We start from the raw sequence: 23,531 nt of genomic DNA, 5'->3' as shown, positions 1-23,531 counted from the left end.
ACACCGGGGATGAGCACGAAGGACTTCGTCGAGAAGGACTACTACAAGGTCCTCGGTGTCCCGAAGGACGCCACCGAGGCCGAGATCAAGAAGGCGTACCGGAAGCTCGCCCGCGAGTTCCACCCGGACGCCAACAAGGGCGACGCCTCGGCCGAGGAGCGCTTCAAGGAGATCTCCGAGGCGAACGACATCCTCGGCGACGCCAAGAAGCGCAAGGAGTACGACGAGGCCCGCGCGCTGTTCGGGAACGGTGGCTTCCGCGCCGGTCCGGGCGGCGGCGGCTCGTTCAACTTCGACCTGGGCGACCTGTTCGGCGGTACCCAGCAGGGCGGCCAGGGCGGCTTCGGCGGCGGCCTGGGCGACGTCTTCGGCGGGCTGTTCAACCGCGGCGCGGGCGCCGGTGCGGGCACCCGCGTCCAGCCGCGCCGCGGCCAGGACATCGAGTCGGAGGTCACGCTCTCCTTCACGGAGGCCGTGGACGGTGCGACCGTGCCGCTGCGGATGTCCTCGCAGTCCCCCTGCAAGGCCTGTTCGGGCACCGGCGACACGAACGGCACGCCCCGCGTGTGCCCGACCTGCGTCGGCACCGGCCAGGTGTCCCGGGGCAGCGGCGGCGGCTTCTCGCTGACCGACCCCTGCGCCGACTGCAAGGGCCGCGGCCTGATCGCGGAGAACCCCTGCGAGGTCTGCAAGGGCAGCGGGCGCGCCAAGTCCTCCCGCACCATGCAGGTCCGGATCCCGGCGGGCGTCTCCGACGGCCAGCGGATCCGGCTGCGCGGCAAGGGCGCTCCGGGCGAGCGCGGCGGCCCGGCGGGCGACCTCTACGTGGTGGTGCACGTCGGCACCCACCCGGTGTTCGGCCGCAAGGGCGACAACCTCACGGTGACGGTCCCGGTGACCTTCGCCGAGGCCGTCCTGGGCGCCGACATCAAGGTGCCGACCCTGGGCGGCCCCCCGGTCACCCTGAAGCTCCCCCCGGGCACCCCCGGCGGCCGCACCATGCGGGCCCGCGGCAAGGGCGCGGTCCGCAAGGACGGTACCCGCGGCGACCTGCTCGTCACGGTGGAGGTCGCGGTTCCGGCGGAGCTGTCCGACAAGGCCCGCGAGGCGCTGGAGATGTACCGGGACGCGACCGGGTCCGAGGACCCGCGCGCCCTCCTGTTCGAGTCCGCGAAGGGAGCATGACATGGACGGCCGCCGCCGACAGCCCCGCTTCGGCGAGGGGGCTTACCAGCTCACCGACGAGACCCCGGTCTACGTGATCTCGGTGGCCGCCCAGCTCTCGGGCCTGCACCCGCAGACCCTGCGCCAGTACGACCGGCTCGGCCTGGTCTCCCCGGACCGTACGGCCGGCCGCGGCCGGCGGTATTCGGCCAGGGACATCGAACTGCTCCGCACGGTGCAGCAGCTGTCCCAGGACGAGGGCATCAACCTGGCCGGGATCAAGCGGATCATCGAACTGGAGAACCAGGTGGCCGCGCTCCAGCAGCGCGTGGCCGAGCTGTCCGCCGCCGTGGACGGGGCGGCCGCCGCCCTCCAGGCCCGCGAGGCCCAGGTGCACGCCTCGTACCGCCGTGACCTGGTGCCGTACCAGCCGCCGGTGCCCGGTAACGCCCTGGTCGTCTGGCGCCCCACCAAGCGCCCGGGCGACTGACCCGCCGGCCGCGCCGCCGGCCGCGCCGTGCAGGCCCCGTGGGGCCCCTCCCGCACGAGGAGGGCTCCAACGGGGCCTTCCGTGCGTCCGGGGGCTCCTGGCGGCCGCCTGCGGGCCGCTGTCAGGCCTCGGGGAGCTGCGCCGGGCCGCCGGATCCGTGCAGGATCCCGGACTGGGCGATGAGGTAGCCCAGTTGGGCCCTGCTCCCGCTGCCCAGGGCGGCGGCCAGCTTCGCGATGTGCGCGCGGCAGGTGCGTACGTTCATTCCCAGCCGGCGGGCGATCGCCTCGTCCACGTGGCCCTCGATCAGCAGCTGCGCGATGGAACGCTGCACTCCGGAGATACCATCCGGGCTGTGCGTGTACGTGACCTCGTCGCCCAACGGCACGGCCCTGCGCCAGAGTTGTTCGAAGACCTTGATGAGGTAGTCCACCAGTCCCGGGTGCCGCAGTTCCAGGGCCACCCGCCGGTCGTCGCTGGCGGGGATGATGGCCACCGTGCGGTCGAAGATCATGAGACGCTCTATCAGCTCCTCCAGCGTGCGGATCTCGACCTTTCCGGCGGAGATCCGGTCCACGTAGGCGAGCGTGCCCTGGCTGTGCCGCACCGTGTGCTGGTAGAGCGTGCGGATGCTCACCCCGCGGTCGATCATCGGCGTGGCCCGCTCCAGGGACTCGCTGAGCACGGAGGTCGGCCGGGCGCCACCCGGCTGGACGGTCAGGGCCTCGGTGTGGCACTCGGCGGTGGCCAGGTCGATGGCGGCGTTGATCTGGTCGAATCCCTCCAGCACCGTGATGGCGTGGGTATTTGCGGGACTCTGGGCGCTGATGGTGAGGAACGGCTCGAATGCGTCGGTGAGATCTACTGCGGTGCGCCTGCGCTCCTGGATCTCGCGTTCGATCGGATGGAGCCGCTGGGCCAGCGCGATGGACGGGGGAACCGCGCGCAGCTGGTTCGCGTCGTCCGGGTCGGGGCGCAGTAGCGCGAATTCGAGCAGGCAGGGGGCGTTCGCGACCTCGCCGCGGGCGACGCGGCCGGTGCTCAGGGCCGCCGCGTAGAGTCGCGCGCCCTCGGTGCACATCTCCGTGACGGGGTGGCGATGTGTCGGGTTTATGTCGCTCTTGGGCAAATCTCCACCCCCCAGGGTCCTGAACATGTAAGAACATGATGCATCGTCCCTGTGGCACTGACGTGCCTGAATGAGCCATCGTCTGTCAGTGCGGGGGAGAGGATTCCATCAAGTGAGGACGAAGCCGACCATGTATAAGAGAATGCTTCGCTCGGCGCTTGCCGTTGTTTTCTCCACCGTTGCCGTCTTTGGGGCAGTCGTCGCCGTCGACGGGGACACGGGGAGCGCTCCGGCTGCTGCCGGTCCGTCGGCCGGGACGGCGGTCGAGAGCGACTTCGGCTGGAACAGCATCCCTGCGAAGGCCTCCTGATGACCCCGGACGACCGCGACTTCCGCCGCGAAATGGCATCCGCGTACCGCTCCGGGTGGCAGTTCATAGACCTCGCCACGGCGATCCCCTACGCCGGCGATTCGTTGATGGTCACTCTTTTCGGCCAGCCGATCGTCGTCGTGCGCGAGGAGGACGAGGACGTCCGCGCCTACCGCTGTCTGCGCCGCCCCCGGGGCGCACCGCAGCCCGTCCGCTGCGAAGTGCGGTACGGAATGGTCTTCGTCAACCTCGACCAGCGTGACCACCAGCTGTTCGAGCCCGATATCACCACCGCCACCCCCCGCAGTGCCTGAGGCGATTCCCCCGTCGTTGCAGATCGCTCCAGGTGCTACCCCCACACAACGGCGCCATCGTGGACCTGACCACGATGGCGCCGTTGTGATGTCCGCGTCCAGTGGTTGAACCGGACAATCGCCCGGGGATCCGCCGGGGAACGCCCGAAGGCTGCTCGAAGGCCGCTCGCAGGCCGCTCCAGGTCCGCCCCGGGGGGCTCAGGCCCGGCCCATGGCCCGGTCCAGGGTGATCTCCAGGACCACCCGGTCCGGGTTGGGCGAGGGCATCCGCCCGTACCGCTCCGCGTAGCGCGCCACGGCCTCGGCGACCGACGCCTCGTCCGTACGGATCACCGCGCGCCCCTCCAGGGTGGCCCAGCGCCTGCCCTCCATCTGGCAGACCGCCACCCGCGCGCCGCCGCCGGCCGCCGCCAGGACGTTGCGGACCTTCTTGCTGTGCTTGTTGCTGATCACCCGTGCCAGCCCGGACTCCGGGTCGTAGGTCACGCCGACGGGCACCACGTGCGGCGTGCCGTCCGGGCGCGGCGTGGTCAGGGTGCAGACGTGCCGCTCCCGCCAGAAGGCGAGGTACTCGGGCGTCGGGTTGAGTACGTCATGGGACATGGGCCGAAGCGTACGCCCGCGCACCCGCCGGATCCGGCGGGAGAATGGCCCCCGTACAGCCTTGAGTGGAATAGACTCAACTTTGCAGATGCTGAATCTGTCAGAGTGCGTATCCGGCCGCCAGCCGGGTGCGACAGGTCACGTACGCCCGCCGGAGAGGAGAAACCGAGAGTGGACGCCGAGCTGACCAACAAGAGCCGCGACGCCCTGAACGCGGCCACCAGCAGGGCCGTCAAGGACGGCCACGCCGACCTGACCCCCGCGCACCTCCTGCTGGCGCTGCTCGCCGGCGAGGACAACGAGAACGTCGTCGACCTGCTGGTCGCCACCGACGCCGACCAGGCCGCCGTCCGCACCGGGGCGGAGCGCCTGCTCGCCGCCCTGCCCAGCGTCACCGGCTCCACCGTCGCGCCCCCGCAGCCCAGCCGCGACCTGCTCGCCGTACTGGCCGAGGCCGACTCCCAGGCCGGCCGCCTCGGCGACGAGTACCTCTCCACCGAACACCTCCTCATCGCCATCGCCGCCAAGGGCGGACCGGCCGGTGAGGTCCTTTCCGCCCAGGGCGCCACGGCGAAGAAGCTGCTGGACGCCTTCCAGAACGCACGAGGAGCACGGCGGGTGACCACCCCCGACCCCGAGGGCCAGTACAAGGCCCTGGAGAAGTTCGGCACCGACTTCACCGCCGCCGCCCGCGACGGCAAGCTCGACCCCGTCATCGGCCGCGACCACGAGATCCGGCGCGTCGTCCAGGTCCTCTCCCGCCGCACCAAGAACAACCCGGTGCTCATCGGCGAGCCCGGCGTCGGCAAGACCGCCGTCGTCGAGGGCCTGGCCCAGCGCATCGTCAAGGGCGACGTCCCCGAGTCCCTCAAGGGCAAGCGGCTCGTCTCCCTCGACCTCGGCGCGATGGTGGCCGGCGCCAAGTACCGCGGCGAGTTCGAGGAGCGGCTGAAGACCGTCCTCGCCGAGATCAAGTCGAGCGAGGGGCAGATCATCACCTTCATCGACGAACTGCACACCGTCGTCGGCGCCGGGGCCGGCGGGGACTCCGCCATGGACGCGGGCAACATGCTCAAGCCCATGCTGGCCCGCGGCGAGCTGCGCATGGTCGGCGCGACCACCCTGGACGAGTACCGCGAGCGCATCGAGAAGGACCCGGCGCTGGAGCGCCGCTTCCAGCAGGTGCTGGTCGCCGAGCCCACCGTCGAGGACACCATCGCGATCCTGCGCGGGCTCAAGGGCCGCTACGAGGCCCACCACAAGGTCGTCATCAACGACAGCGCCCTCGTCGCCGCCGCCACCCTGTCCGACCGCTACATCACCTCCCGCTTCCTGCCCGACAAGGCCATCGACCTCGTCGACGAGGCGGCCTCCCGGCTCCGCATGGAGATCGACTCCTCGCCCGTGGAGATCGACGAGCTCCAGCGCTCCGTGGACCGGATGCGGATGGAGGAGCTGGCGCTGAAGAACGAGTCCGACCCGGCCTCGATCGAACGCCTCGACAAGATCCGCAAGGACCTCGCGGACAAGGAGGAGGAGCTGCGCGGCCTCACCGCCCGCTGGGAGAAGGAGAAGCAGTCCCTCAACCGCGTCGGCGAGCTCAAGGAGCGCCTGGACGACCTGCGCGGCCAGGCCGAGCGCGCCCAGCGCGACGGCGACTTCGACACCGCCTCCAAGCTGCTCTACGGGGAGATCCCGCAGCTGGAGCGCGAGCTGGCGGAGGCCACCGAGGAGGAGGCCGCGGCCGGGACCGCGAAGAACTCCATGGTCAAGGACGAGGTCGGCCCCGACGACATCGCCGACGTGGTCGGCGCCTGGACCGGCATCCCGGCCGGCCGGCTCCTCGAAGGGGAGACCCAGAAGCTCCTGCGCATGGAGGACGAGCTGGGCCGCCGCCTGATCGGCCAGACCGAGGCCGTACGGGCCGTCGCGGACGCCGTGCGCCGCACCCGGGCCGGCATCGCCGACCCGGACCGCCCCACCGGCTCGTTCCTCTTCCTGGGCCCGACGGGCGTGGGCAAGACGGAGCTGGCCAAGGCCCTCGCGGACTTCCTCTTCGACGACGAGCGGGCCATGGTCCGCATCGACATGTCCGAGTACTCCGAGAAGCACAGCGTGGCCCGGCTGGTCGGCGCCCCGCCCGGCTACGTCGGCTACGAGGAGGGCGGCCAGCTCACCGAGGCCGTCCGGCGCCGCCCGTACAGCGTGGTGCTGCTGGACGAGGTCGAGAAGGCCCACCCCGAGGTCTTCGACATCCTGCTCCAGGTCCTCGACGACGGCCGCCTCACCGACGGCCAGGGCCGGACGGTGGACTTCCGCAACACCATCCTGATCCTCACCTCGAACCTGGGCAGCCAGTTCCTGGTGGATCCGGTGCCCTCCGCCGAGGACAAGAAGACGCGGGTCCTGGAGGTGGTCCGGGCGAGCTTCAAGCCGGAGTTCCTCAACCGCCTCGACGACCTCGTCGTCTTCTCCGCGCTGACCCGCGACGAGCTGGCGCACATCGCCGAGCTCCAGATCGCCCGGCTCGCCAAGCGCCTCGCCGACCGCCGGCTCGCCCTGGACGTCACCCCCGAGGCCCTGGCCTGGCTGGCGGACAAGGGCAACGACCCGGCGTACGGCGCCCGCCCCCTGCGCCGCCTGATCCAGACGGCCGTGGGCGACCGCCTCGCCAAGGAGATCCTCTCCGGCGAGGTCCGCGACGGCGACACCGTACGGGTGGACGTGGCCGGCGAGGACCTGCTGGTCGGCCGGGCCCTGTAAGGGCCGCCGGGCCCCGTTCCGCCCGGAGCGGATCGAGGGTGCGGGGCTGGACACGGGGTGGGCGCGATGGGGGAGGATGGAATCATCCGCACGAAGGGAAGTACACGGTGAGCATCGACCCGGCCTCGATTCCGAACTTCGGGGGTCAGCCCGAACCGCAAGGCCAAGGACCGGCGGGCCCCGTCGTCCCCGACCAGGACCTCGTCAAGCAGCTCCTGGAGCAGATGGAGCTGAAGTACGTCGTCGACGACGAGGGTGACCTCGCGGCGCCGTGGGAGGACTTCCGCACCTACTTCATGTTCCGCGGAGAGGGCGAGCAGCAGGTCTTCTCCGTGCGGACCTTCTACGACCGCCCGCACGCGATCGACGACAAGCCGCAGCTGCTGGAGTCGATCGACGACTGGAACCGCCGCACGCTGTGGCCCAAGGTCTACAGCCACACGCACGACGACGGCTCCGTCCGGCTGATCGGCGAGGCGCAGATGCTGATCGGCACCGGCGTCAGCCTGGAGCACTTCGTGTCCTCCACGGTCAGCTGGGTCCGCGCGTCGATCGAGTTCGACAAGTGGCTGCTGGAGCAGCTCGGCCTGGAGAAGGACGTCGACTCCGCCCAGGACGAGGAGAAGAAGGAGGAGGACGGCGAGTAGCCGTCCCCGCTCCTCCTACAGGGGTACCTTCGCCATGAGGAGCAGGTACGCCCCGTAGCCCCACGAGAGCCCGGCCAGGCCGGCGGTCACCGCGACCGCCGTGCGGGGCCGGGCTCTCGCCATGGCGGCCGCCACCGGCAGCAGCAGCGGGAACGCGGGCAGCAGGAAGCGCGGCTTCGACTCGAAGAAGCCCGCCCCGCCGAAGGTGATCACCAGCAGCGTCCCCGCGTACACGAGCAGCGGCAGCGGCGTCCGGTCCAGTACGGCCGCCACCGCGAGCAGCCCGGCGGCGGCGAGCACGGCCAGCGCCACCCCGGCCGGGACGGTCACGGGCCCGCCGGACAGGGCCTTCCAGGCCGTCTCCAGGGTCCCGCCGCCGAAGTCGAAGCGCGAGCCCCACTGCCGCTGGACGGTGAAGTAGCCGAGGGGGTCGTGGCGGTGCGCCCCGACGGCCACGACGTACGAGGCCCAGCCCGCGGGCGCGAGCAGCCCGGCCGCCCACACCTCGGGCGCGCGGTTGCCCCGCAGCACCAGCTCCCGCAGGGCCAGGACGGTCACGGCGGCGGCGACGGCGATCCCGGTGGGCCGGGTCAGCCCGGCGACCGCGGCCAGGGAGGCCGCCCCCAGCCAGCGCTCCCGCAGCAGCGCGTACAGCGACCAGGCGGCCAGCGCGCACAGCAGCGGCTCGGTGTAGGCGAGGCCCAGCACCACCGCGTGCGGCAGCGAGGCCCACAGCGCGACGAGCAGCACCCCGGCCCGCGCCCCGAGCAGCAGCTCCCCGATCCGGTACACCCCGACGGCGGCAGCGGCCGCGGCCGTCCAGGACACCACGAGCCCGGCGACGGGACCGCCGCCGGTGAGGTCCACCAGCAGCGGGTACAGCGGGAAGAAGGCGTAGTCGCTCTGGATGGAGTGGGAGGCGGGCCACATCTGGGTGCGGCCGTAGCCGTCGGCGGCGATGGACAGGTACCAGAAGGAGTCCCAGGAGCCGCCGAGCACCTTCACCGGATTCCGGCCGGCCCACCAGGCGCCGAGGGCGATGACCAGGACCCCGGCCCCGCGCACGGCGGCGAACACCCCGAGCGCGACCCCGGCCGGCCAGGCCGTCCCCCGTCTTCGGCCCGTTCGTCCGGGGGCGGACGGGACCTGTCTCGTCGGCGCGTCCACGCCGGGCCTCAGAGCCGGCGGAGGCGGTCCACGGCCTCCTGGAGGACGTCGGTCTGCTTGCAGAAGGCCCAGCGGACCTGGGTGGCCCCGGCGGACTTGTCGTCGTAGAAGACCTGGTTCGGGATGGCGACGACCCCGCACCGCTCGGGCAGGGCGCGGCAGAAGGCGAGGCCGTCCTTCTCGCCCAGGGGCGAGACGTCGGTGGTGATGAAGTACGTGCCCTGCGGGCGGAAGACCTCGAAGCCGGCGGCGGCGAGCCCGTCGGAGAGCAGGTCGCGCTTGGCGGCGAGGTCGACGCGGAAGCCGTCGAAGTAGGAGTCGGGGAGGGCGAGGGCCTCGGCCACGGCGTACTGGAAGGGGCCGGAGGAGACGTACGTCAGGAACTGCTTGGCGGAGCGGACCGCCGAGACCAGCGCGGGCGGGGCGGTGATCCAGCCGACCTTCCAGCCGGTGAAGGAGAAGGTCTTGCCGGCGGAGGAGATGGTGACGGTGCGTTCGCGCATGCCGGGCAGGGAGGCCAGCGGCACGTGCGTGCCCTCGAAGACGAGGTGCTCGTACACCTCGTCGGTGACGACGAGGAGGTCGCGCTCCACGGCGAGCTCGGCGATGGCGGCCAGTTCCTCGCGGGTCAGGACGGTGCCCGTGGGGTTGTGCGGGGTGTTGAGCAGGAGCAGCCGGGTGCGCGGGGTGATCGCGTCGCGCAGGGCGTCGAGGTCCGGGCGGAAGTGCGGGGCGCGCAGGGTGAGCGGGACGCGGACGGCGCCCGCCATGGCGATGCAGGCGGCGTAGGAGTCGTAGAACGGCTCCAGCGCGATGACCTCGTCGCCCGGTTCGAGGAGGGCCAGGAGGGAGGCGGCGATGGCCTCGGTGGCACCGGCGGTGACGAGGACCTCGGTGTCCGGGTCGTAGGACAGGCCGTGGAAACGCTGCTGGTGGGCGGCGACGGCGGTGCGCAGTTCGGGGATGCCGGGGCCGGGCGGGTACTGGTTGCCGCGGCCGTCGCGGATCGCGCGTACGGCGGCTTCGGCGATCTCGGCGGGGCCGTCGGTGTCGGGGAAGCCCTGGCCCAGGTTGATCGACCCGGTGCGGGCGGCCAGCGCCGACATCTCCGCGAAGATCGTGGTGCCGAAGGCGGCGAGGCGGCGGTTGAGGAAGGGGCGGCTGCTGCTGCCCGCGAGTGCGCTCATGAGCGTCATCCTCGGGGGAACCTCTGGAGTTGCTCAAGTGTGCTTTCGAGGCTTTGGCCTGCGGGCATCCCTCCTGCACGCGGGCCACGGGGGTGCCGCGACCCGGGCGACCGGGGTGTGGGGAAGGAGGCGGGGCCATGTCCCTCGTCCTGGTTCTCGTGGTGGCGGCGGTCGTGGGGTTCGTCGTCCTGGTGGCGCGTCTGTCAGGGTCGGGCGGCAGCGGGTCCGGTGGTTCCGGGTCCGGTGGTTCCGGGTCCAGCTGGTGGGCCGGCGGCGGGGGCTCCTCGTCCTCCTGCGGCTCGTCCTCGTCCTGCGGTTCGTCCTCGTCGTGCGGGTCCTCGTCCTCCTGCGGTGGCGGAGGCTGCGGGTCCAGCTGACACTGGTACGTGCGCCGCGGGCCGCGATCAGGAATCCGCGCTGTGTGCGGAAGCCGCGCGTACCCGGTGTGGACAAGACGCCCGGCGGGGACAACTTCCTTCGGGCGTCTTCTTGTTCGGGCGCTCACTACGGCGTACGGGCGGCGTCGTGTTGAACACGTGAACCGTGAAGCCCCCGGGGGGATGTAAACCCCGTCAAGTTGGGTAAAAACGCTGTGAGTGCCGTGCCTTTCATGATTCCCTCGGTTGAGTAGACCAGTCCCCGGACCTCCCGGGACTTCCTGTGGACCCGTGCCGGTGTCCCCCCACCCGTTGACTACCGCTGGCGGGCCCCGGCCCATCTCCCTCGCGCGTTTGCGGAGCCGACTCATGCTCACGACCCTCCAGACCACCTACACCGACACGCGTGCCGCCGATCTCGCCTGGGCCCTGGGACGCGACCGGCTGCCCGCCCTGGCCGTACTGAACCTCCAGCTCGCGGACGCGAAGGTGGAGTTGCGCCTGCTCGGGGCCTCTCACCAGGTGCTCCTGGAGGAGGGCGAGGTGCTCTGCTCGGAGACGGTCGCCTGTATGCCCGGCAGCAGTACGCCGCTGCCGCTCGGCGTGGCGAAGCGGGTGGGCGACTGGGAGTACGAGTTCGCCGCGCGGGTCGAGACCCTCTCCCGGGGGTCTTTCGCGGGGCGGGCGCAGGAACTGCTCGCGCTGGTCGCGGACCATCCGAACGGGCTAGCCGGCACCTTCCCCGGTGACCCGCACGCGTTCACCGCGATGCTCGCGCAACGGCACGAGGGCCAGGTGCGCTGGCGCACCTGGCACGCGTACCCCCAGGAGGGCCAGCTGGTGGCCACCCGCACCCGAGTGGGCGTGCGCATGGGCGCCACGGTCTAGCCCCGCCGAGAGCCCTCACGATTACGCCAACTGGCCTGATCGACACGCCACTTGCACCCATGTGGGTGACAGGGTGCCGGTGGGCGGTGACGTACGGTTCGCTGCATGATCGACCGTTCCGCCCCCCGCGGGGTGCTCCCGGCGGCGGAGCCGCGGGGCGTGCAGACCGTCCAGGCCGCCCTGCCCGTACGCCCCCGGACCGGCCGACTCCTCGTGCTGGCCACGGTGTTCGTCTGCGCCGCCTGCGGGCTCGTCTACGAGCTGGAGCTGCTCGCCCTCGGCTCGTACCTCATCGGCGACTCCGTCACACAGGCGTCGGTCGTCCTGTCCGTCATGGTCTTCGCCATGGGCGTCGGCTCCCTCCTCGCCAAACGCCTGCGCCGCCGGCCCGCCTTCGGGTTCGGCGCCATCGAGGCCGCGCTCGCCCTGCTCGGCGGCTTCTCCGCCATCGCCCTGTACGCGAGCTTCGCCTGGCTGGGGGAGTCCCGGCCGGCCCTCGTCGCGTTCTCCTTCGGCATCGGAGTGCTCATCGGCGCCGAGATCCCGCTGCTGATGGTGCTCATCCAGCGCATCCGCAGACAGGACGCCGGCGGGGCCGTCGCCGACCTCTTCGCCGCCGACTACGTGGGCGCCCTGGCCGGCGGGCTCGCCTTCCCCTTCCTGCTGCTGCCCGTGCTCGGCCAGCTCACCGGGGCCATGCTGACCGGCACCGTGAACGCCGTCGTCGGCGGCGGACTCGTCCTGTGGCTGTTCCGCCACGACCTCAGCAGACGCTGCCGCTGGCTGCTGGTCACCGCCAACGCGACCGTCCTCGCCCTGCTCGCCTCCGCCACCCTCCTCGTCGACGACTTCGAGCGGGCCGCGCGCACCGCCGTCTACGGAGCCGAGGTGCGGGTCGCCGCGCAGACCGGGGTGCAGGAACTGGTGCTGACCGGGCCGTCCACCGGATCCCCGCGCTCCCTGGACCTCTTCCTGGACGGGCGGCTGCGGGTCAGCGGCTACGACGAGTACCGCTACCACGAGGCCCTGGTCCACCCCGCGATGACCGGCCCGCACGCCCGCGTCCTGGTCCTCGGCGGCGGCGACGGGCTCGCCGCCCGCGAGGTGCTGCGCTACCGGGACGTCGCCTCCGTCACCGTCGTCGAGCTCGACCCCGGCGTGGTCCGCCTCGCCCGCACCGACCCGATGCTCTCCGCGCTCAACGCCCGGGCGTACGCCGACCCGCGCCTCGGCGTCGTCACCCAGGACGCCTTCCGGTGGCTGCGGGGGCCCGCCGCGCGGGACCGCTTCGACGTCATCGTCTCCGACCTCCCCGACCCGGGCATCACGCCGAGCACGAAGCTGTACTCGCAGGAGTTCTACGGGCTCGCCGCGCGGGCCCTGAAGCCGGGCGGGCGCATCGCGGTCCACGCCGGCCCCCTCACCACGAGGCCGCGTACCTACTGGACCGTCGAGTCCACCCTGCGCGCCGCCGGGCTGCTCACCACCCCGTACAGCACGGGCGGCCGGCGCTCCGGCTTCGCCGCCGGGCCCGACCGCACCCAGGGCGCGGCCGACGCGCCGCCGCAGGACTGGGGCTTCGTGCTCGCCGCCCGCGACCGGGTCCCCGAGCTGCACGTGGACCGCGACACCCCCGCCCTGCGGGCCGTGAACACCCGGGGGCTGCAGGACGCGGCCCGGGACGCCGCCCGGAGCCGGCCGGCCCCCGGGCTCCCGCCGTCCACGCTGCCGCATCCGCGTTACCACTGAGTCGGGGCGTCGTGTCCGTGTGCAGGGGCGGGTCCCGTCGGTAGGCTCGGCCGCATGGAGCATCAGGTGTTCGTTCCGGTACCGGCACAAGACGTCCGCGCCGTGCTGCGCGACCCCGCCCGGGTGGCCCGCTGCGTTCCCGGGCTCCAGCAGGACGCCGACACCGCCGCCGGGCCGCTGGCCGGGCGGCTCAAGGTGCGGGTCGGCGGCCACGCCGTGACCTACCGGGGCGCCCTGGCCCTCGCCGAACGGGACCCGGACCACTTCGCCGCGGAGGGCGAGGGCACCGAGGTGCGGGGCAGCGGCACCGTCACCCTCGCGCTCGTGCTGCGGCTCGTCCCGCACGACGGCGGGACCCTGCTGGAGTTCAGCGGCGGGGCCACCGCCGACGGCCGGGCCGCCGCCTTCGACCCGAAGGCCACCGCCACCGCCGCCGGACGGCTCCTCGACCGCTTCGCCGCCAACCTGGCCGGCGCGGCCGGCACCGTGGGCGATCCCGTCGCCGAGGCCGGGCTGGACGGGGAGGGCGGGGACGGGGTCGGGGAGGACGGGGCCGGAGCCTCCGGAGCCGTGCCGTCCGTGTTCGACGCCGAGGTGCCGCCCCCGACCCTCGACCCCTTCCTCGAAGGCGAGTTCGCGGACTTCGCCGCCTTCGCCGAGCCGGAGGAGGTGGAAGGGGCCGGCACGGACCCCGCCGGCCCCGGGCGCCCGCCGGCCGAGGCCGCCCACGCCCGCCGCACGATGATCGGCCGCAGCGCCGAGGAGGTCGACCACGCGCCCCCGCGCGGGCGTTACGCCCCGGTCCCGGCGCCCTCCGCCGCGGGCGGTGGCAACGGTCTGCGCTGGATCGCCCCCGCGGCGGCCCTGGCCCTCGCCTCGGCGGTCGTGGTCGGAAGGGCGTTGCGCCGCCGTCGCTGACGCGCCGTAGGGTCACCGTATGACTACGCGACTGAGCGCCGGCGGCGCCGAACTCACCATCGATCAGGAAAACGGCTGCCGGGTCAGCGGTCTGCGCGTCGACGGCATCGAGCTGCTGCGGCAGGGCCCGAAGTTCGGGGCCTTCCCGATGGTCCCGTGGTGCGGGCGCACGGCGAACGGACGGTTCCACGACGGCGCCGAGGTCCACCAGCTGCCGCTCAACCACCCGCCGCACGCCATCCACGGCCTCGCCCGGGACGCGCCCTGGAAGACGGCCTCGGCCACGGACACCACCGCGGCCTTCACCTACGACCTCGTCGACCCCTGGCCGTACCCCGGCCGGGTGACGCAGCTCTTCGAGCTGGGCGCGGACGCGCTGACGATCCGCCTGGGCGTGGAGACGTACCAGGACTCCTTCCCTGCGCAGGCGGGCTGGCACCCCTGGTTCAACCGGGTCCTGACCGAGGGCGGGGAGCCGGCCCGGATCGGCTTCGACCCGGCCTGGCAGGAGGAGCGCGACGAGGACCACATCCCGACCGGCCGCCGCACCGACCCGAAGCCCGGCCCCTGGGACGACTGCTTCGGCATGCCCTACGGGGTCGACGTCACCCTCACCTGGCCCGGTCAGCTGGAGCTGAAGGTCACCAGCCCCGCCGAATGGGTGGTCGTGTACGACGAGCAGCCCGAGACCGTCTGCGTCGAGCCGCAGTCCGGCCCGCCGAACGGCCTGAACACCCTCCCGCGCCTGGTCACGCCGGTGGACCCGCTGGAGGTCTCCACGACCTGGACCTGGCGGCGGCTCGACTGACCCGCGACGCGGGGGGTGTCCGGCGGAGCATGACCGGGCCCCCTAAGCTCGAACCCATGACTGACGTACGCGATGCGCTTCTGCAGCAGATCAAGGACAAGGCCGTCGTGCACGGCAAGGTGACGCTCTCCTCCGGCAAGGAAGCCGACTACTACATCGACCTCCGCCGGATCACCCTCGACGGCGAGGCCGCCCCGCTGGTCGGGCAGGTCATGCTGGACCTCACCGCCGACCTGGAGTTCGACTGCGTCGGCGGCCTGACCCTGGGCGCCGACCCGGTCGCCACCTCGATGCTGCACGCCTCCGCCGCGCGCGGCGAGCGCCTGGACGCTTTCGTCGTCCGCAAGGCGCAGAAGGCCCACGGCATGCAGCGCCGCATCGAGGGCACCGACGTGAAGGGCAAGCGCTGCCTGGTGGTCGAGGACACCTCGACCACCGGCGGCTCCCCGCTGACCGCCGTCGAGGCGGTCCGCGAGGCCGGCGGCGAGGTCGTGGCCGTCGCGACCATCGTGGACCGCGGTGCCGCCGACGCGATCGCCGGGGCCGGCCTGCCCTACCTCACCGGCTACCAGCTCGGGGACCTGGGCCTCGCCTGACCCCTTCCGGTCCGGCCCCGGTCGTCTCGGATCGTGGTCGCGCGGGGGTGACGGGCGGGCCGGGGAACGGGTGCGGGACAACTGGTGACCAAGGTCCCGGAGGTCCTCGCTCCGGTCCTGACCTGCGGCTTTTCCGGCGGGCGGGGTGTTTCACGTGAAACATCCCGCCCGCTTCGGTAAGAGGGGGCTGACAGGCGGGGTGGAGTGTTGCGCCGAGTCTGGAAAGATAGGCGCGACGGCGACGTCGCCCCCAGGTCAGGGCCCGCAATAAGCACACTCCCCGCACATCCAAGGAGCGGACAGATGCCCATCGCAACCCCCGAGGTCTACAACGAGATGCTCGACCGGGCGAAGGCAGGCAAGTTCGCCTACCCGGCCATCAACGTCACCTCGACCCAGACCCTGCACGCCGCGCTGCGCGGCTTCGCGGAGGCCGAGAGCGACGGCATCATCCAGATCTCCACCGGTGGTGCCGAGTTCCTGGGCGGCCAGTACAGCAAGGACATGGTGACCGGCGCGGTCGCCCTGGCCGAGTTCGCGCACGTCGTCGCCGCCAAGTACGACGTCACGGTCGCGCTGCACACGGACCACTGCCCCAAGGACAAGCTGGACGGCTACGTACGTCCGCTCCTGGAAGTGTCCGCCGAGCGCGTCGCCCGCGGCCTGAACCCCCTCTTCCAGTCGCACATGTGGGACGGCTCCGCCGAGACCCTGGCCGACAACCTGGCCATCGGCCAGGAGCTGCTCGCCAAGGCCGCCGCCGCGAAGATCATCCTTGAGGTCGAGATCACCCCGACCGGCGGCGAGGAGGACGGCGTCAGCCACGAGATCAACGACGAGCTGTACACCACCGTCGACGACGCGATCCGCACCGCCGAGGCCCTGGGCCTGGGCGAGAAGGGCCGCTACCTGCTGGCCGCCTCCTTCGGCAACGTGCACGGCGTCTACAAGCCGGGCAACGTCGTCCTGCGTCCCGAGCTGCTGAAGGACCTGCAGGCCGGTGTCGCCGAGAAGTTCGGCAAGGCCTCGCCGTTCGACTTCGTCTTCCACGGCGGTTCGGGCTCCACGCCCGAGGAGATCGCCACCGCGCTGGAGAACGGCGTCGTGAAGATGAACCTCGACACCGACACCCAGTACGCCTTCACCCGCCCGGTCGCGGACCACATGTTCCGCAACTACGACGGCGTCCTGAAGGTCGACGGCGAGGTCGGCAAGAAGTCCACCTACGACCCGCGCACCTGGGGCAAGCTGGCCGAGGCGAGCATGGCCAAGCGCGTCACCCAGGCCTGTGCCGACCTGCGCTCCACGGGCACCAAGCTGAAGTAAGCGGCGAGGACCCGAGGGGGTCCGCCGGTCCGTCACGGACCGGCGGACCCCCTTTTTTTCGCATGTGCCCCGGGGTGGATCCGGGAGGGATTCGCCCGGGATCCGCCCGAGGTGACATACGCCGGTGGACGCGCGGCCGCCCGATGGTGTGGAATCTGCCCATAGAAAAGTACCCGTGGGGATGTAAAACCGGCGGGGCCAGGAGAAGGCGACGCCAGAAATGAAGACAGAGCGACCCCAGGTCAAGCAGGAGAGGGCGGTGCGCACGCGCCGGGCGATCCTGGAGGCGGCCGCCCTGGTCTTCGAGGAGCACGGCTACGACACGGCCAAGCTCTCGGACATCGTCAACATCGCCAACGTCACCAAGGGCGCGCTGTACTTCCACTTCGAGTCCAAGGAGGGCCTGGCCCAGGCCGTCATCGACGCGCAGAACGAGGCGCAGCCGCAGATGCTGCCGCAGCAGTACAAGGCGCAGGAGTTCGTGGACATCGGCATGGTCTTCTCGCACCAGATGCGCCACGACGCGCTGATGCGGGCCAGCACCCGCCTCACCCTCGACCACGCGGGCCGGGGCCTCGACCGGGTGACCCCCTACCAGACCTGGATCGAGCTGCACATCCCGCTGCTGGAAGAGGCCCAGCGGCGCGGGGAGCTGCTGCCGAACGTGGACCCGTGGGTGCCGGCGCGTCTGATCGTGGGCGCGTACGCGGGGCTGAACACCATGTCGTACACGCTCGGCCTGGACATGGACGCACAGGTCTCGGAGCTCTACACGCACGTGATGCCCAGCGTGGTGATCCCGGCCGTGGCGATCCGGCTGGACACCGCCCCCGGGCGGGGTGCGCGGGCGCTGTACGGACCGCAGGGCACGCACGAGTGCCGGCACGGCTGCGTGGACGGGGTGCCCCCGCGGGAGGAGGCCTGACGCCGACCGGCCCGCCCTCTTCCCAAAAAGATCCTCCTGGGTATTATTTTTCCGCTGGCCTGCCCAGGGAGATCACTGTGGACATTGAGGTACTCGGTACACCGCGGGTCATCGAGAACGGTGTGCCCATCACCGCCCCCACGCCGGAGTCCCGGCACGTCCTGGCGGTCCTCGCGGCCTGTCCCGACCGGGTCGTCCCCGTTTCCGTGCTCGCGGACGAGCTGGCCCGCCGCGTCCCGCCCGAGCACGCCCACGCCGCCCTGCACACCGCCGTACGCCGGCTGCGCGAGCGGTTCGCGGAGGCCCTGGGGGCCGGCTCGGTACGAACTCCCGAGACCGTGCTGTCCACCCGGCCCGGCGGGTATCTTCTCGACACCGCCGGCGGCCGCTGCGACGTCCGCGAGTTCGAACGCGAGGCCGGGGCCGGATACCGGGCCATGGAACGCGGCGACTACGGGCAGGCCGCCGCACGGCTCCGCCGGGCACTGGACCTGTGGACCGGCCCCGCCCTCGACGGCATCGACGCCGGGACCTGGCTCCGCGGCCGCATCGCCTGCCTCGACGCCGACCGGCTCTCCGTGCTCGGCCAGTGGGCCGAGGCGGAACTCGCCCTCGGCCGCCACCGCGAGCTGCGCCTCGCGCTCGCCGTCCTGCGCGGCTCCGGAGCCGGCCGGCCCAGCGGCGCCTACCTGGCGGCGCTGCGCCGGGCCGAGGCACGCGTCGAGGCCGACCGCAGGACCCGGCCGACCCCCGAACCCTCCCTGACCTGCGCCGCCCGCACCTGACCCGGGCCCCGCACCGGCCCCGCAGCCACCCGACCCGCCGTCACCCGACCCGCATCCGGCAGCGGGCGTCCTGCTTGACCCCTCGCCCGGCGGAACCTAGGTTCGGGGCCGGGGACGTAAAACGGCTGGTCGGGGTGGGGGGAGCGGCGGTATGCGACGCGGGGACGGGGACGGGGGCGGTCCGCTGGCCGTACTGGAGCTGCTCGCGCAGGACGCCCCGCAGAGCCGGTACGAGACCCTGCTCGCCGAGGCCCGCGCCGCGGGCGCGGACGAAGCCGAACTCGCCGCCCTCACCCGGGCCGTGGACCTGGCCGGCTCGGTGCGGGCTGCCGCGAGCAGCGGCAAACAGCGGGAGGCCGCCCTCACCGCCCTCGTCGACACCGCCCACGACCTGACCTCCCCGTACGACATCGACGGCCTGCTGCGCCTGATCACCCGCCGGGCCAGGCGCCTCCTCGGCTTCGACATGGCCTGGCTGTCGCTGAGCCGCCCGGACGGCTCGGCGTACGTGCGCACCTCGGAGGGCGAGACCACCGCGCTCAACGTCGGCCTCGAACTCGGCACCGGCCTGGGCCTCGGCAGCATCGCGCAGGCCCGCCGCTCACCGGTGTGGACCCCCGACTACCTCGCCGACTCCTCCATCGCGCACGCCCCCGGGATCGACGCCGTGGTCGAGGCGGAGAGCCTGCACGCGATCATCGCGGTCCCGCTGCGGCGCGGGAACTCCACCCTCGGCGCGCTCTACGGATCCGACCGCGCCGTACGGGAGTTCACCCCGGACGAGATCGGCATCATGCTCTCCCTCGCCGACCTGGCCGCGGTCGCCATCGAGAAGGCCCGGCTGCTGGAGCAGACCCGCGACGAGGTCACCGAGCTGGCGGCCTTCGGCTCGCGCACCAACACCGCCCTCACCCGGGTCCGCTACCTGTGGGAGTGCCACGCCCGGCTGGCCGGGCTGGTCCTGGACGGAGCCGGCCTCGCCACCCTCGCCCGGGCCACCGCCGACGCGCTGGACGGCGTGCTCCAGGTGAGGGACCCGGGCGGGCGGCCGCTGACCGCGACCGGGGAACTGCCCGGCCTGGACGAGGACGCGGTGACCAAGGGCGCCCTCCAGGCCCTCACCGACCGGCGCCCGGTGCGCCTGCCCGGCGACCTGTGGCTCGCCCCGGTACTGGCGGGGGCCGAGGACCTCGGGGTGCTGCTGCTCAGCGCCTCCGAGCCGCTCGCCGAGGAGGACGTACGGCTGCTCCAGCTGGCCGCCCAGTCCGTGGCCTCGCTGATGCTGATCCAGCGGGGCACGGCCGCCGCCGAGGGCCCCGTCCACGACGAACTCCTCGCCGATCTGCTGGAACGCCCGCACTCCGTCGACCTGCACCTGCTGGAGCGCACCCGCCGCCTCGGCATCGACCTCGACGGCCCGCACGTGGTGGTCGTCGCCCGGCCCGAGGGCGGCGAACTGGGCAAGGCCGTGGCGTGGGCGTCCTCGTACGCGTACCGGATGGGCGGGCTCAAGGGCGTCCGCCGCGGCTGCATCGTCCTCGTCCTGCCCGGCACCGACGCCTCGGCCGCCGCGCACCGGGCCTCCGGGGAGCTGTCGCCGCTGCTGGGCCACGCCGTGTCCACCGGGGCCGCGGGCCCCACCGGGAGCCCGGGCGAGGTGGCCCGCGTCTACGCCGAGGCCGTGCGCTGCCTGGACGCGCTGACCGCGCTCGACGGGGTGGGCGGCACCGCCTCCCTGCGCGAACTGGGCTTCCTCGGCATGCTGCTGTCCGCCGACCACGACGTGGAGTCGTTCATCGCGGCGACCATCGGACCCGTCCTGGAGTACGACACGGACCGGCTGACGGAGCTGACCCGCACCCTGGAGGCGTACTTCGCCTCGGGCGCCAGCCCCACCCACGCCGCCGAGGCCCTGCACGTACACCCCAACACCGTCTCCCGCCGGCTGGACCGCATCGCCGAACTCCTCGGCCCCGACTGGCAGAAGCCCGCCGGGGCACTGGAGATCCAGATGGCCCTGCGGCTGCGCAAGGCCCGCGCCGTGCTGCACGACCGCCGCACGGCCGCCGACCGCTCGGAGGGTGTGTAGCCCGCCAAGCCGTCCCGCCCGGCCGTCCCGCCCGGCTGTCCCGCCAAGCCGTCCCGCCCGGCCCCGCCCGGTCTACGCCGCCGCGTAGTGCTCCGTGCGGGTCAGGGCGCGGGCCGCGTGCGCGACCGAGGCCAGCGTGACGTGCCGGTGCCAGCCGGGCAGGGCCCGCCCGGCGAAGTCGCGCAGGCCCGCCTCCTGGCCGCTGTGCTCGGCGGCGAACCCGACCCGCCGGCCCTGCTTCGTCAGCCGCAGCAACGGGCCCACGGGCAGCCGTACCAGGTCCGTCACCCACAGCTGCGCCGGAGGGCGGCGCGGGTCCGTCCACTCGCCGACCAGCAGCAGGTGGCGGCGGCGGGCCGGGGAGGGGTCGGGCATCATCACCCGCACCGCGACGGCCAGGGTGCTGCGGTGGCGGCCGCCCGGGACCGCGGGGTCCGGGTCGGTCCACTCCACCGGGGTGCACAGCCCCTTCACCGACTGCAGGACGTCCCGCGCGGGGCGCGCCCCGGCGCCGTGGCCGGGCAGCGCGGGGTCGGTGACGAGCAGCGGCGTCGACGGCGCGACGCGGGCGATGACGGGCAGTCCGGCCTCGGCGAAGCGGTTCATCGTGGAGCGGGTGCCGATCCGCTGGATGTCCAGCACCACCGGGCGCCGGTTGCCGCTGCGCCGCACCGTCTCGATGACCGCGTCCGCCGCGGACTCCTCGTACGCGGCCTGCGCGTCGGCGGCGTCGAAGCCACCGGGGGCGCCGGGGGCGCCGGGGGCGGCGTCCTCCGGCAGGTGCATCCGCCAGCCGACCGGAGTGACCAGCCCCGCCGAGGCGAACCAGGTCCCGAAGGCCTGCTGCCCCCGGAACATCTGACCCTGGTGCGGGTCGAAGCGGTGCGCCACCCCCACCGAGTGCTCGCCGCCCTTCGGGATGGCCATCGGCTGCGCCACCCACGCGGTCAGCGGGGTGGCCGCCTGGAGGAACCCCGCGAGCGAGGCGCGGATCGGCTCCCAGTCCCAGGTGGAGCCGGAGATGAAGTGGTGCATGCTCTGCTCGGCGGCCCCGCCCCCGACCTGCCCCGCGATCCCGCGCATCGACTTGCGGCCGGGCAGGGCGAGCAGCCCCTGCACGTACTGCCGGCCCTTCTCCCGCTGGTCCTTGCGGCGCAGCGAGGACAGGACCACGGAACACAGGTCGTCGGCCGCCTCCCGGGCCGGGTCCCGCCGGACCTGCGCCACCGTGCCCGTGCCCGTGCCGGTGCCCCTGCTGATGCTGTTGATGCTGCTCATGACCGCTTTCACGACATGCCCCCTCGGCGTGCGTCCACTGCACCTCTACCGTCGGCCGAGCACCCCTCTTCCGGGGAGGTGTGCCGGTCACCGCACTCGGCCGGATCGTGGTGGGGCCGCCACCACCCGGGGGGTGCGCCACGTCGCGGACATCCCCCGGGCGACTTGACGGACTGCCGGGGCGGACCTGGCCGGACCGACGCGAATCGGGCACGGTCGGGTCGCGGGGCCACGAGCCGCGGTGCCGGGGCCTGCCCCGCTCCGCCGCCCCCGCGGGGCGGCGGAGTCGACACGGGAGGGGCGGGGTGCAGTTCGGCGTCTTCTCGATCGGCGAGGTCGCGCCCGACCCGTCGACGGGCCGCATGCCGACCGAGCACGAGCGGATCCTGGCCATGACCGCGCTCGCCCAGCGGGCGGAGGACGCCGGGCTCGACGTCTTCGCCACCGGCGAGCACCACAGCCCGCCCTACGTGACCTCCTCGCCGCCGACCCTGCTCGGCTACCTCGCGGCGCGCACCCGGCGGCTGATCCTGTCCACCGCCACCACCCTGGTCACCACCAACGACCCGGTCCGCGTCGCGGAGGAGTACGCACTGCTCCAGCACCTGGCGGGCGGGCGCCTCGACCTGATGACGGGCCGGGGCAACACCCCGAACTGCTATCCGTGGTTCGGGCAGGACCTGCGCCAGGGCATGGCGCTGGCCCGGGAGAACTACGCCCTGCTGCACCGCCTGTGGCGGGAGGAGGACGTCGACTGGCAGGGCCGCTTCCGGGCCCGCCTCGACGGCTTCACCTCCGTGCCCCGGCCGCTGGACGGCGTACCGCCCTTCGTGTGGCACGGGTCGGTGCGCTCGCCGGAGACCGCGGAGCAGGCCGCGTACTACGGCGACGGCTTCTTCGCGGACAACCTCCTCGGGCCGGTCGACCAGTACGCCCGCCTGGTGGAGCTGTACCGCGCCCGGTACGAGGAGCACGGCCACGGCACCGCCGAGCAGGCGGTCGTCGGGCTGGGCGGGCAGGTCTTCGTGCGGGCGCGCTCGCAGGACGCGGTGCGGGAGTTCCGCCCGTACTTCGACCGGTCCCGGGTCTTCGGCGGGCGCTACTCGCTGGAGGAGTGCGTGGCGCGGACGCCGCTGGCCGTGGGCAGTCCGGACCAGGTGATCGAGAAGGTCCTCGCCTTCCGCGAGGTGTACGGGGACTACCAGCGCCAGCTCTTCGCCGTGGACCACTCCGGGCTGCCGTCGGCGGTGGCCCTGGAGCAGGTCGACGTGCTGGGCGAGCGGATCGTGCCGGTCCTGCGCCGGGAGCTGGCCGCCTCCCGTCCCGCGTCCGTCCCCCCGGGCCCCCGCCATCCGGCGACGGGGCCGGGGCGGGGGCCGGCGACAGCGACGGCGACGGGGCCGGGGACGGTGCTGGGGCCGGGGCGTGCCGCGGGCGGGTGACGCGGACGTGCCGGCGCGTGATCCGGGCCCGGCCGCCGGCCGCCGGCTCCGTCGGCCAGACTGAACCCATGTCGATTCACCAGAACCTGCTCGGGGGCCCCGCCCCCACCCACCTGCCCGACGAGCCCGCGCCCCGCGAGGCCCTCGCCGCCGGAACCGACCCGACCGAGGTGGCCGCCGCGCACCCCTCCTCCTCCCTCGCCTGGGCCGCCCTCGCCGACCAGGCCTTCGAGGCCGGCCGCACGGTCGAGTCGTACGCGTACGCCCGTACGGGCTACCACCGCGGCCTCGACGCGCTGCGCCGCGCCGGCTGGAAGGGCCACGGTCCGGTGCCGTGGGAGCACGAGCCGAACCGCGGCTTCCTGCGCGCCCTGCACGCCCTGGCGCGGGCCGCCGGGGCCATCGGCGAGAAGGAGGAGTACGAGCGCTGCTCGACCTTCCTGCGCGATTCCTCGGAGACGGCGGCGGACACGCTCGCATAACGCTCTCCAGGAGCGCCCTAGAGGGCTTCCGGATCCCCTGCTTATGATGCGGAGCAGGGGACCGGGGCTCCACTTACCTCACCGGAAGGAGCGG

22 protein-coding genes are annotated in these 23,531 nt (G+C 73.1%); 17 read left to right on the top strand and 5 right to left on the bottom strand.

The window, feature by feature from the left end; genetic code table 11:
* The first annotated feature begins 9 nt into the window (after window positions 1-9).
* Window positions 10-1,185 (top strand): molecular chaperone DnaJ, encoded by a 1,176-nt coding sequence (gene dnaJ, locus ACZ518_RS16305; RefSeq protein WP_469113695.1) that lies wholly within the window; start codon window positions 10-12, stop codon window positions 1,183-1,185.
* 1 nt (window position 1,186) lies between these two features.
* On the top strand, window positions 1,187-1,654 hold the full coding sequence (locus ACZ518_RS16300) for a heat shock protein transcriptional repressor HspR (protein WP_427708201.1): 468 nt from the start codon (window positions 1,187-1,189) through the stop codon (window positions 1,652-1,654).
* Between the two features lie 121 nt (window positions 1,655-1,775).
* On the opposite strand, the gene ACZ518_RS16295 is transcribed toward ACZ518_RS16300, so the two are convergent.
* Window positions 1,776-2,810, bottom strand: coding sequence for a helix-turn-helix transcriptional regulator (locus ACZ518_RS16295; RefSeq protein ID WP_469113694.1), 1,035 nt, complete (start codon window positions 2,808-2,810; stop codon window positions 1,776-1,778).
* An 85-nt stretch (window positions 2,811-2,895) separates the two neighbouring features.
* On the opposite strand from ACZ518_RS16295, the gene ACZ518_RS16290 reads away from it, so the two are divergent.
* On the top strand, window positions 2,896-3,093 hold the full coding sequence (locus tag ACZ518_RS16290; RefSeq protein ID WP_469113693.1) for a hypothetical protein: 198 nt from the start codon (window positions 2,896-2,898) through the stop codon (window positions 3,091-3,093).
* Window positions 3,093-3,407: a Rieske (2Fe-2S) protein gene (locus tag ACZ518_RS16285; protein ID WP_030228709.1), complete on the top strand. Its 315-nt coding sequence runs from the start codon at window positions 3,093-3,095 to the stop codon at window positions 3,405-3,407. Before ACZ518_RS16290 ends, ACZ518_RS16285 begins: the two co-directional genes overlap by 1 nt.
* Before the next feature lie 198 nt (window positions 3,408-3,605).
* On the opposite strand, the gene ACZ518_RS16280 is transcribed toward ACZ518_RS16285, so the two are convergent.
* On the bottom strand, window positions 3,606-4,010 hold the full coding sequence (locus ACZ518_RS16280; RefSeq protein ID WP_469113692.1) for a pyridoxamine 5'-phosphate oxidase family protein: 405 nt from the start codon (window positions 4,008-4,010) through the stop codon (window positions 3,606-3,608).
* A gap of 171 nt (window positions 4,011-4,181) precedes the next feature.
* Here ACZ518_RS16280 and clpB point away from each other — a divergent pair, with 171 nt between their 5' ends.
* Both clpB and ACZ518_RS16270 read left to right on the top strand, forming a co-directional pair.
* Window positions 4,182-6,773 carry an ATP-dependent chaperone ClpB gene (gene clpB, locus ACZ518_RS16275; RefSeq protein WP_469113691.1) on the top strand — a complete coding sequence of 864 codons (2,592 nt, stop codon included), beginning with the start codon at window positions 4,182-4,184 and terminating at the stop codon, window positions 6,771-6,773.
* 107 nt (window positions 6,774-6,880) lie between these two features.
* Complete coding sequence (locus ACZ518_RS16270) at window positions 6,881-7,420, top strand: type III secretion system chaperone family protein (RefSeq protein WP_469113690.1); 540 nt, start codon at window positions 6,881-6,883, stop codon at window positions 7,418-7,420.
* A gap of 15 nt (window positions 7,421-7,435) precedes the next feature.
* On the opposite strand, the gene ACZ518_RS16265 is transcribed toward ACZ518_RS16270, so the two are convergent.
* Together ACZ518_RS16265 and ACZ518_RS16260 are read right to left on the bottom strand one after the other, a co-directional pair.
* Window positions 7,436-8,650, bottom strand: coding sequence for a hypothetical protein (locus ACZ518_RS16265; RefSeq protein WP_469114005.1), 1,215 nt, complete (start codon window positions 8,648-8,650; stop codon window positions 7,436-7,438).
* Window positions 8,596-9,783, bottom strand: coding sequence for a pyridoxal phosphate-dependent aminotransferase (locus tag ACZ518_RS16260; RefSeq protein ID WP_469113689.1), 1,188 nt, complete (start codon window positions 9,781-9,783; stop codon window positions 8,596-8,598). The genes ACZ518_RS16265 and ACZ518_RS16260 overlap by 55 nt, the downstream gene beginning before the upstream one ends.
* A gap of 737 nt (window positions 9,784-10,520) precedes the next feature.
* Here ACZ518_RS16260 and ACZ518_RS16255 point away from each other — a divergent pair.
* From ACZ518_RS16255 to ACZ518_RS16215, 9 genes are all read left to right on the top strand, one after another.
* A complete protein-coding gene (locus ACZ518_RS16255) occupies window positions 10,521-11,039 on the top strand; it encodes a DUF2617 family protein (protein ID WP_469113688.1) in 519 nt (172 codons plus the stop codon).
* 105 nt (window positions 11,040-11,144) lie between these two features.
* Window positions 11,145-12,788: a polyamine aminopropyltransferase gene (locus ACZ518_RS16250; RefSeq protein ID WP_469113687.1), complete on the top strand. Its 1,644-nt coding sequence runs from the start codon at window positions 11,145-11,147 to the stop codon at window positions 12,786-12,788.
* A gap of 54 nt (window positions 12,789-12,842) precedes the next feature.
* Window positions 12,843-13,706 carry an SRPBCC domain-containing protein gene (locus tag ACZ518_RS16245; protein WP_469113686.1) on the top strand — a complete coding sequence of 288 codons (864 nt, stop codon included), beginning with the start codon at window positions 12,843-12,845 and terminating at the stop codon, window positions 13,704-13,706.
* A gap of 19 nt (window positions 13,707-13,725) precedes the next feature.
* A complete protein-coding gene (locus tag ACZ518_RS16240; protein WP_469113685.1) occupies window positions 13,726-14,514 on the top strand; it encodes an aldose epimerase family protein in 789 nt (262 codons plus the stop codon).
* Window positions 14,515-14,570: 56 nt separating this feature from the next.
* Complete coding sequence (pyrE, locus tag ACZ518_RS16235; RefSeq protein ID WP_267034081.1) at window positions 14,571-15,110, top strand: orotate phosphoribosyltransferase; 540 nt, start codon at window positions 14,571-14,573, stop codon at window positions 15,108-15,110.
* Window positions 15,111-15,413: 303 nt separating this feature from the next.
* Complete coding sequence (fbaA, locus tag ACZ518_RS16230) at window positions 15,414-16,436, top strand: class II fructose-bisphosphate aldolase (protein WP_388933322.1); 1,023 nt, start codon at window positions 15,414-15,416, stop codon at window positions 16,434-16,436.
* Window positions 16,437-16,656: 220 nt separating this feature from the next.
* Window positions 16,657-17,361, top strand: a complete 705-nt coding sequence (locus ACZ518_RS16225) for a ScbR family autoregulator-binding transcription factor (protein WP_469113684.1) — start codon at window positions 16,657-16,659, stop codon at window positions 17,359-17,361.
* A gap of 77 nt (window positions 17,362-17,438) precedes the next feature.
* A complete protein-coding gene (locus tag ACZ518_RS16220) occupies window positions 17,439-18,146 on the top strand; it encodes an AfsR/SARP family transcriptional regulator (protein ID WP_469113683.1) in 708 nt (235 codons plus the stop codon).
* Between the two features lie 151 nt (window positions 18,147-18,297).
* Window positions 18,298-20,235 carry a helix-turn-helix domain-containing protein gene (locus ACZ518_RS16215; protein WP_469113682.1) on the top strand — a complete coding sequence of 646 codons (1,938 nt, stop codon included), beginning with the start codon at window positions 18,298-18,300 and terminating at the stop codon, window positions 20,233-20,235.
* 72 nt (window positions 20,236-20,307) lie between these two features.
* On the opposite strand, the gene ACZ518_RS16210 is transcribed toward ACZ518_RS16215, so the two are convergent.
* Entirely contained in the window at window positions 20,308-21,513 is a 1,206-nt protein-coding gene (locus ACZ518_RS16210; RefSeq protein WP_469113681.1) for an IS701 family transposase, read from the bottom strand.
* Between the two features lie 305 nt (window positions 21,514-21,818).
* Between ACZ518_RS16210 and ACZ518_RS16205 the strand changes: the two genes are divergently transcribed.
* Both ACZ518_RS16205 and ACZ518_RS16200 read left to right on the top strand, forming a co-directional pair.
* Window positions 21,819-22,955 (top strand): CE1758 family FMN-dependent luciferase-like monooxygenase, encoded by a 1,137-nt coding sequence (locus tag ACZ518_RS16205; protein WP_469113680.1) that lies wholly within the window; start codon window positions 21,819-21,821, stop codon window positions 22,953-22,955.
* Between the two features lie 68 nt (window positions 22,956-23,023).
* Window positions 23,024-23,437 carry a DUF3151 domain-containing protein gene (locus ACZ518_RS16200; protein ID WP_469113679.1) on the top strand — a complete coding sequence of 138 codons (414 nt, stop codon included), beginning with the start codon at window positions 23,024-23,026 and terminating at the stop codon, window positions 23,435-23,437.
* Window positions 23,438-23,531 lie beyond the last annotated feature (94 nt).

The sequence above is a fragment of the Streptomyces sp. NPDC033966 genome (assembly GCF_055575955.1).
This window is presented reverse-complemented; position numbering and strand designations above follow the sequence as displayed.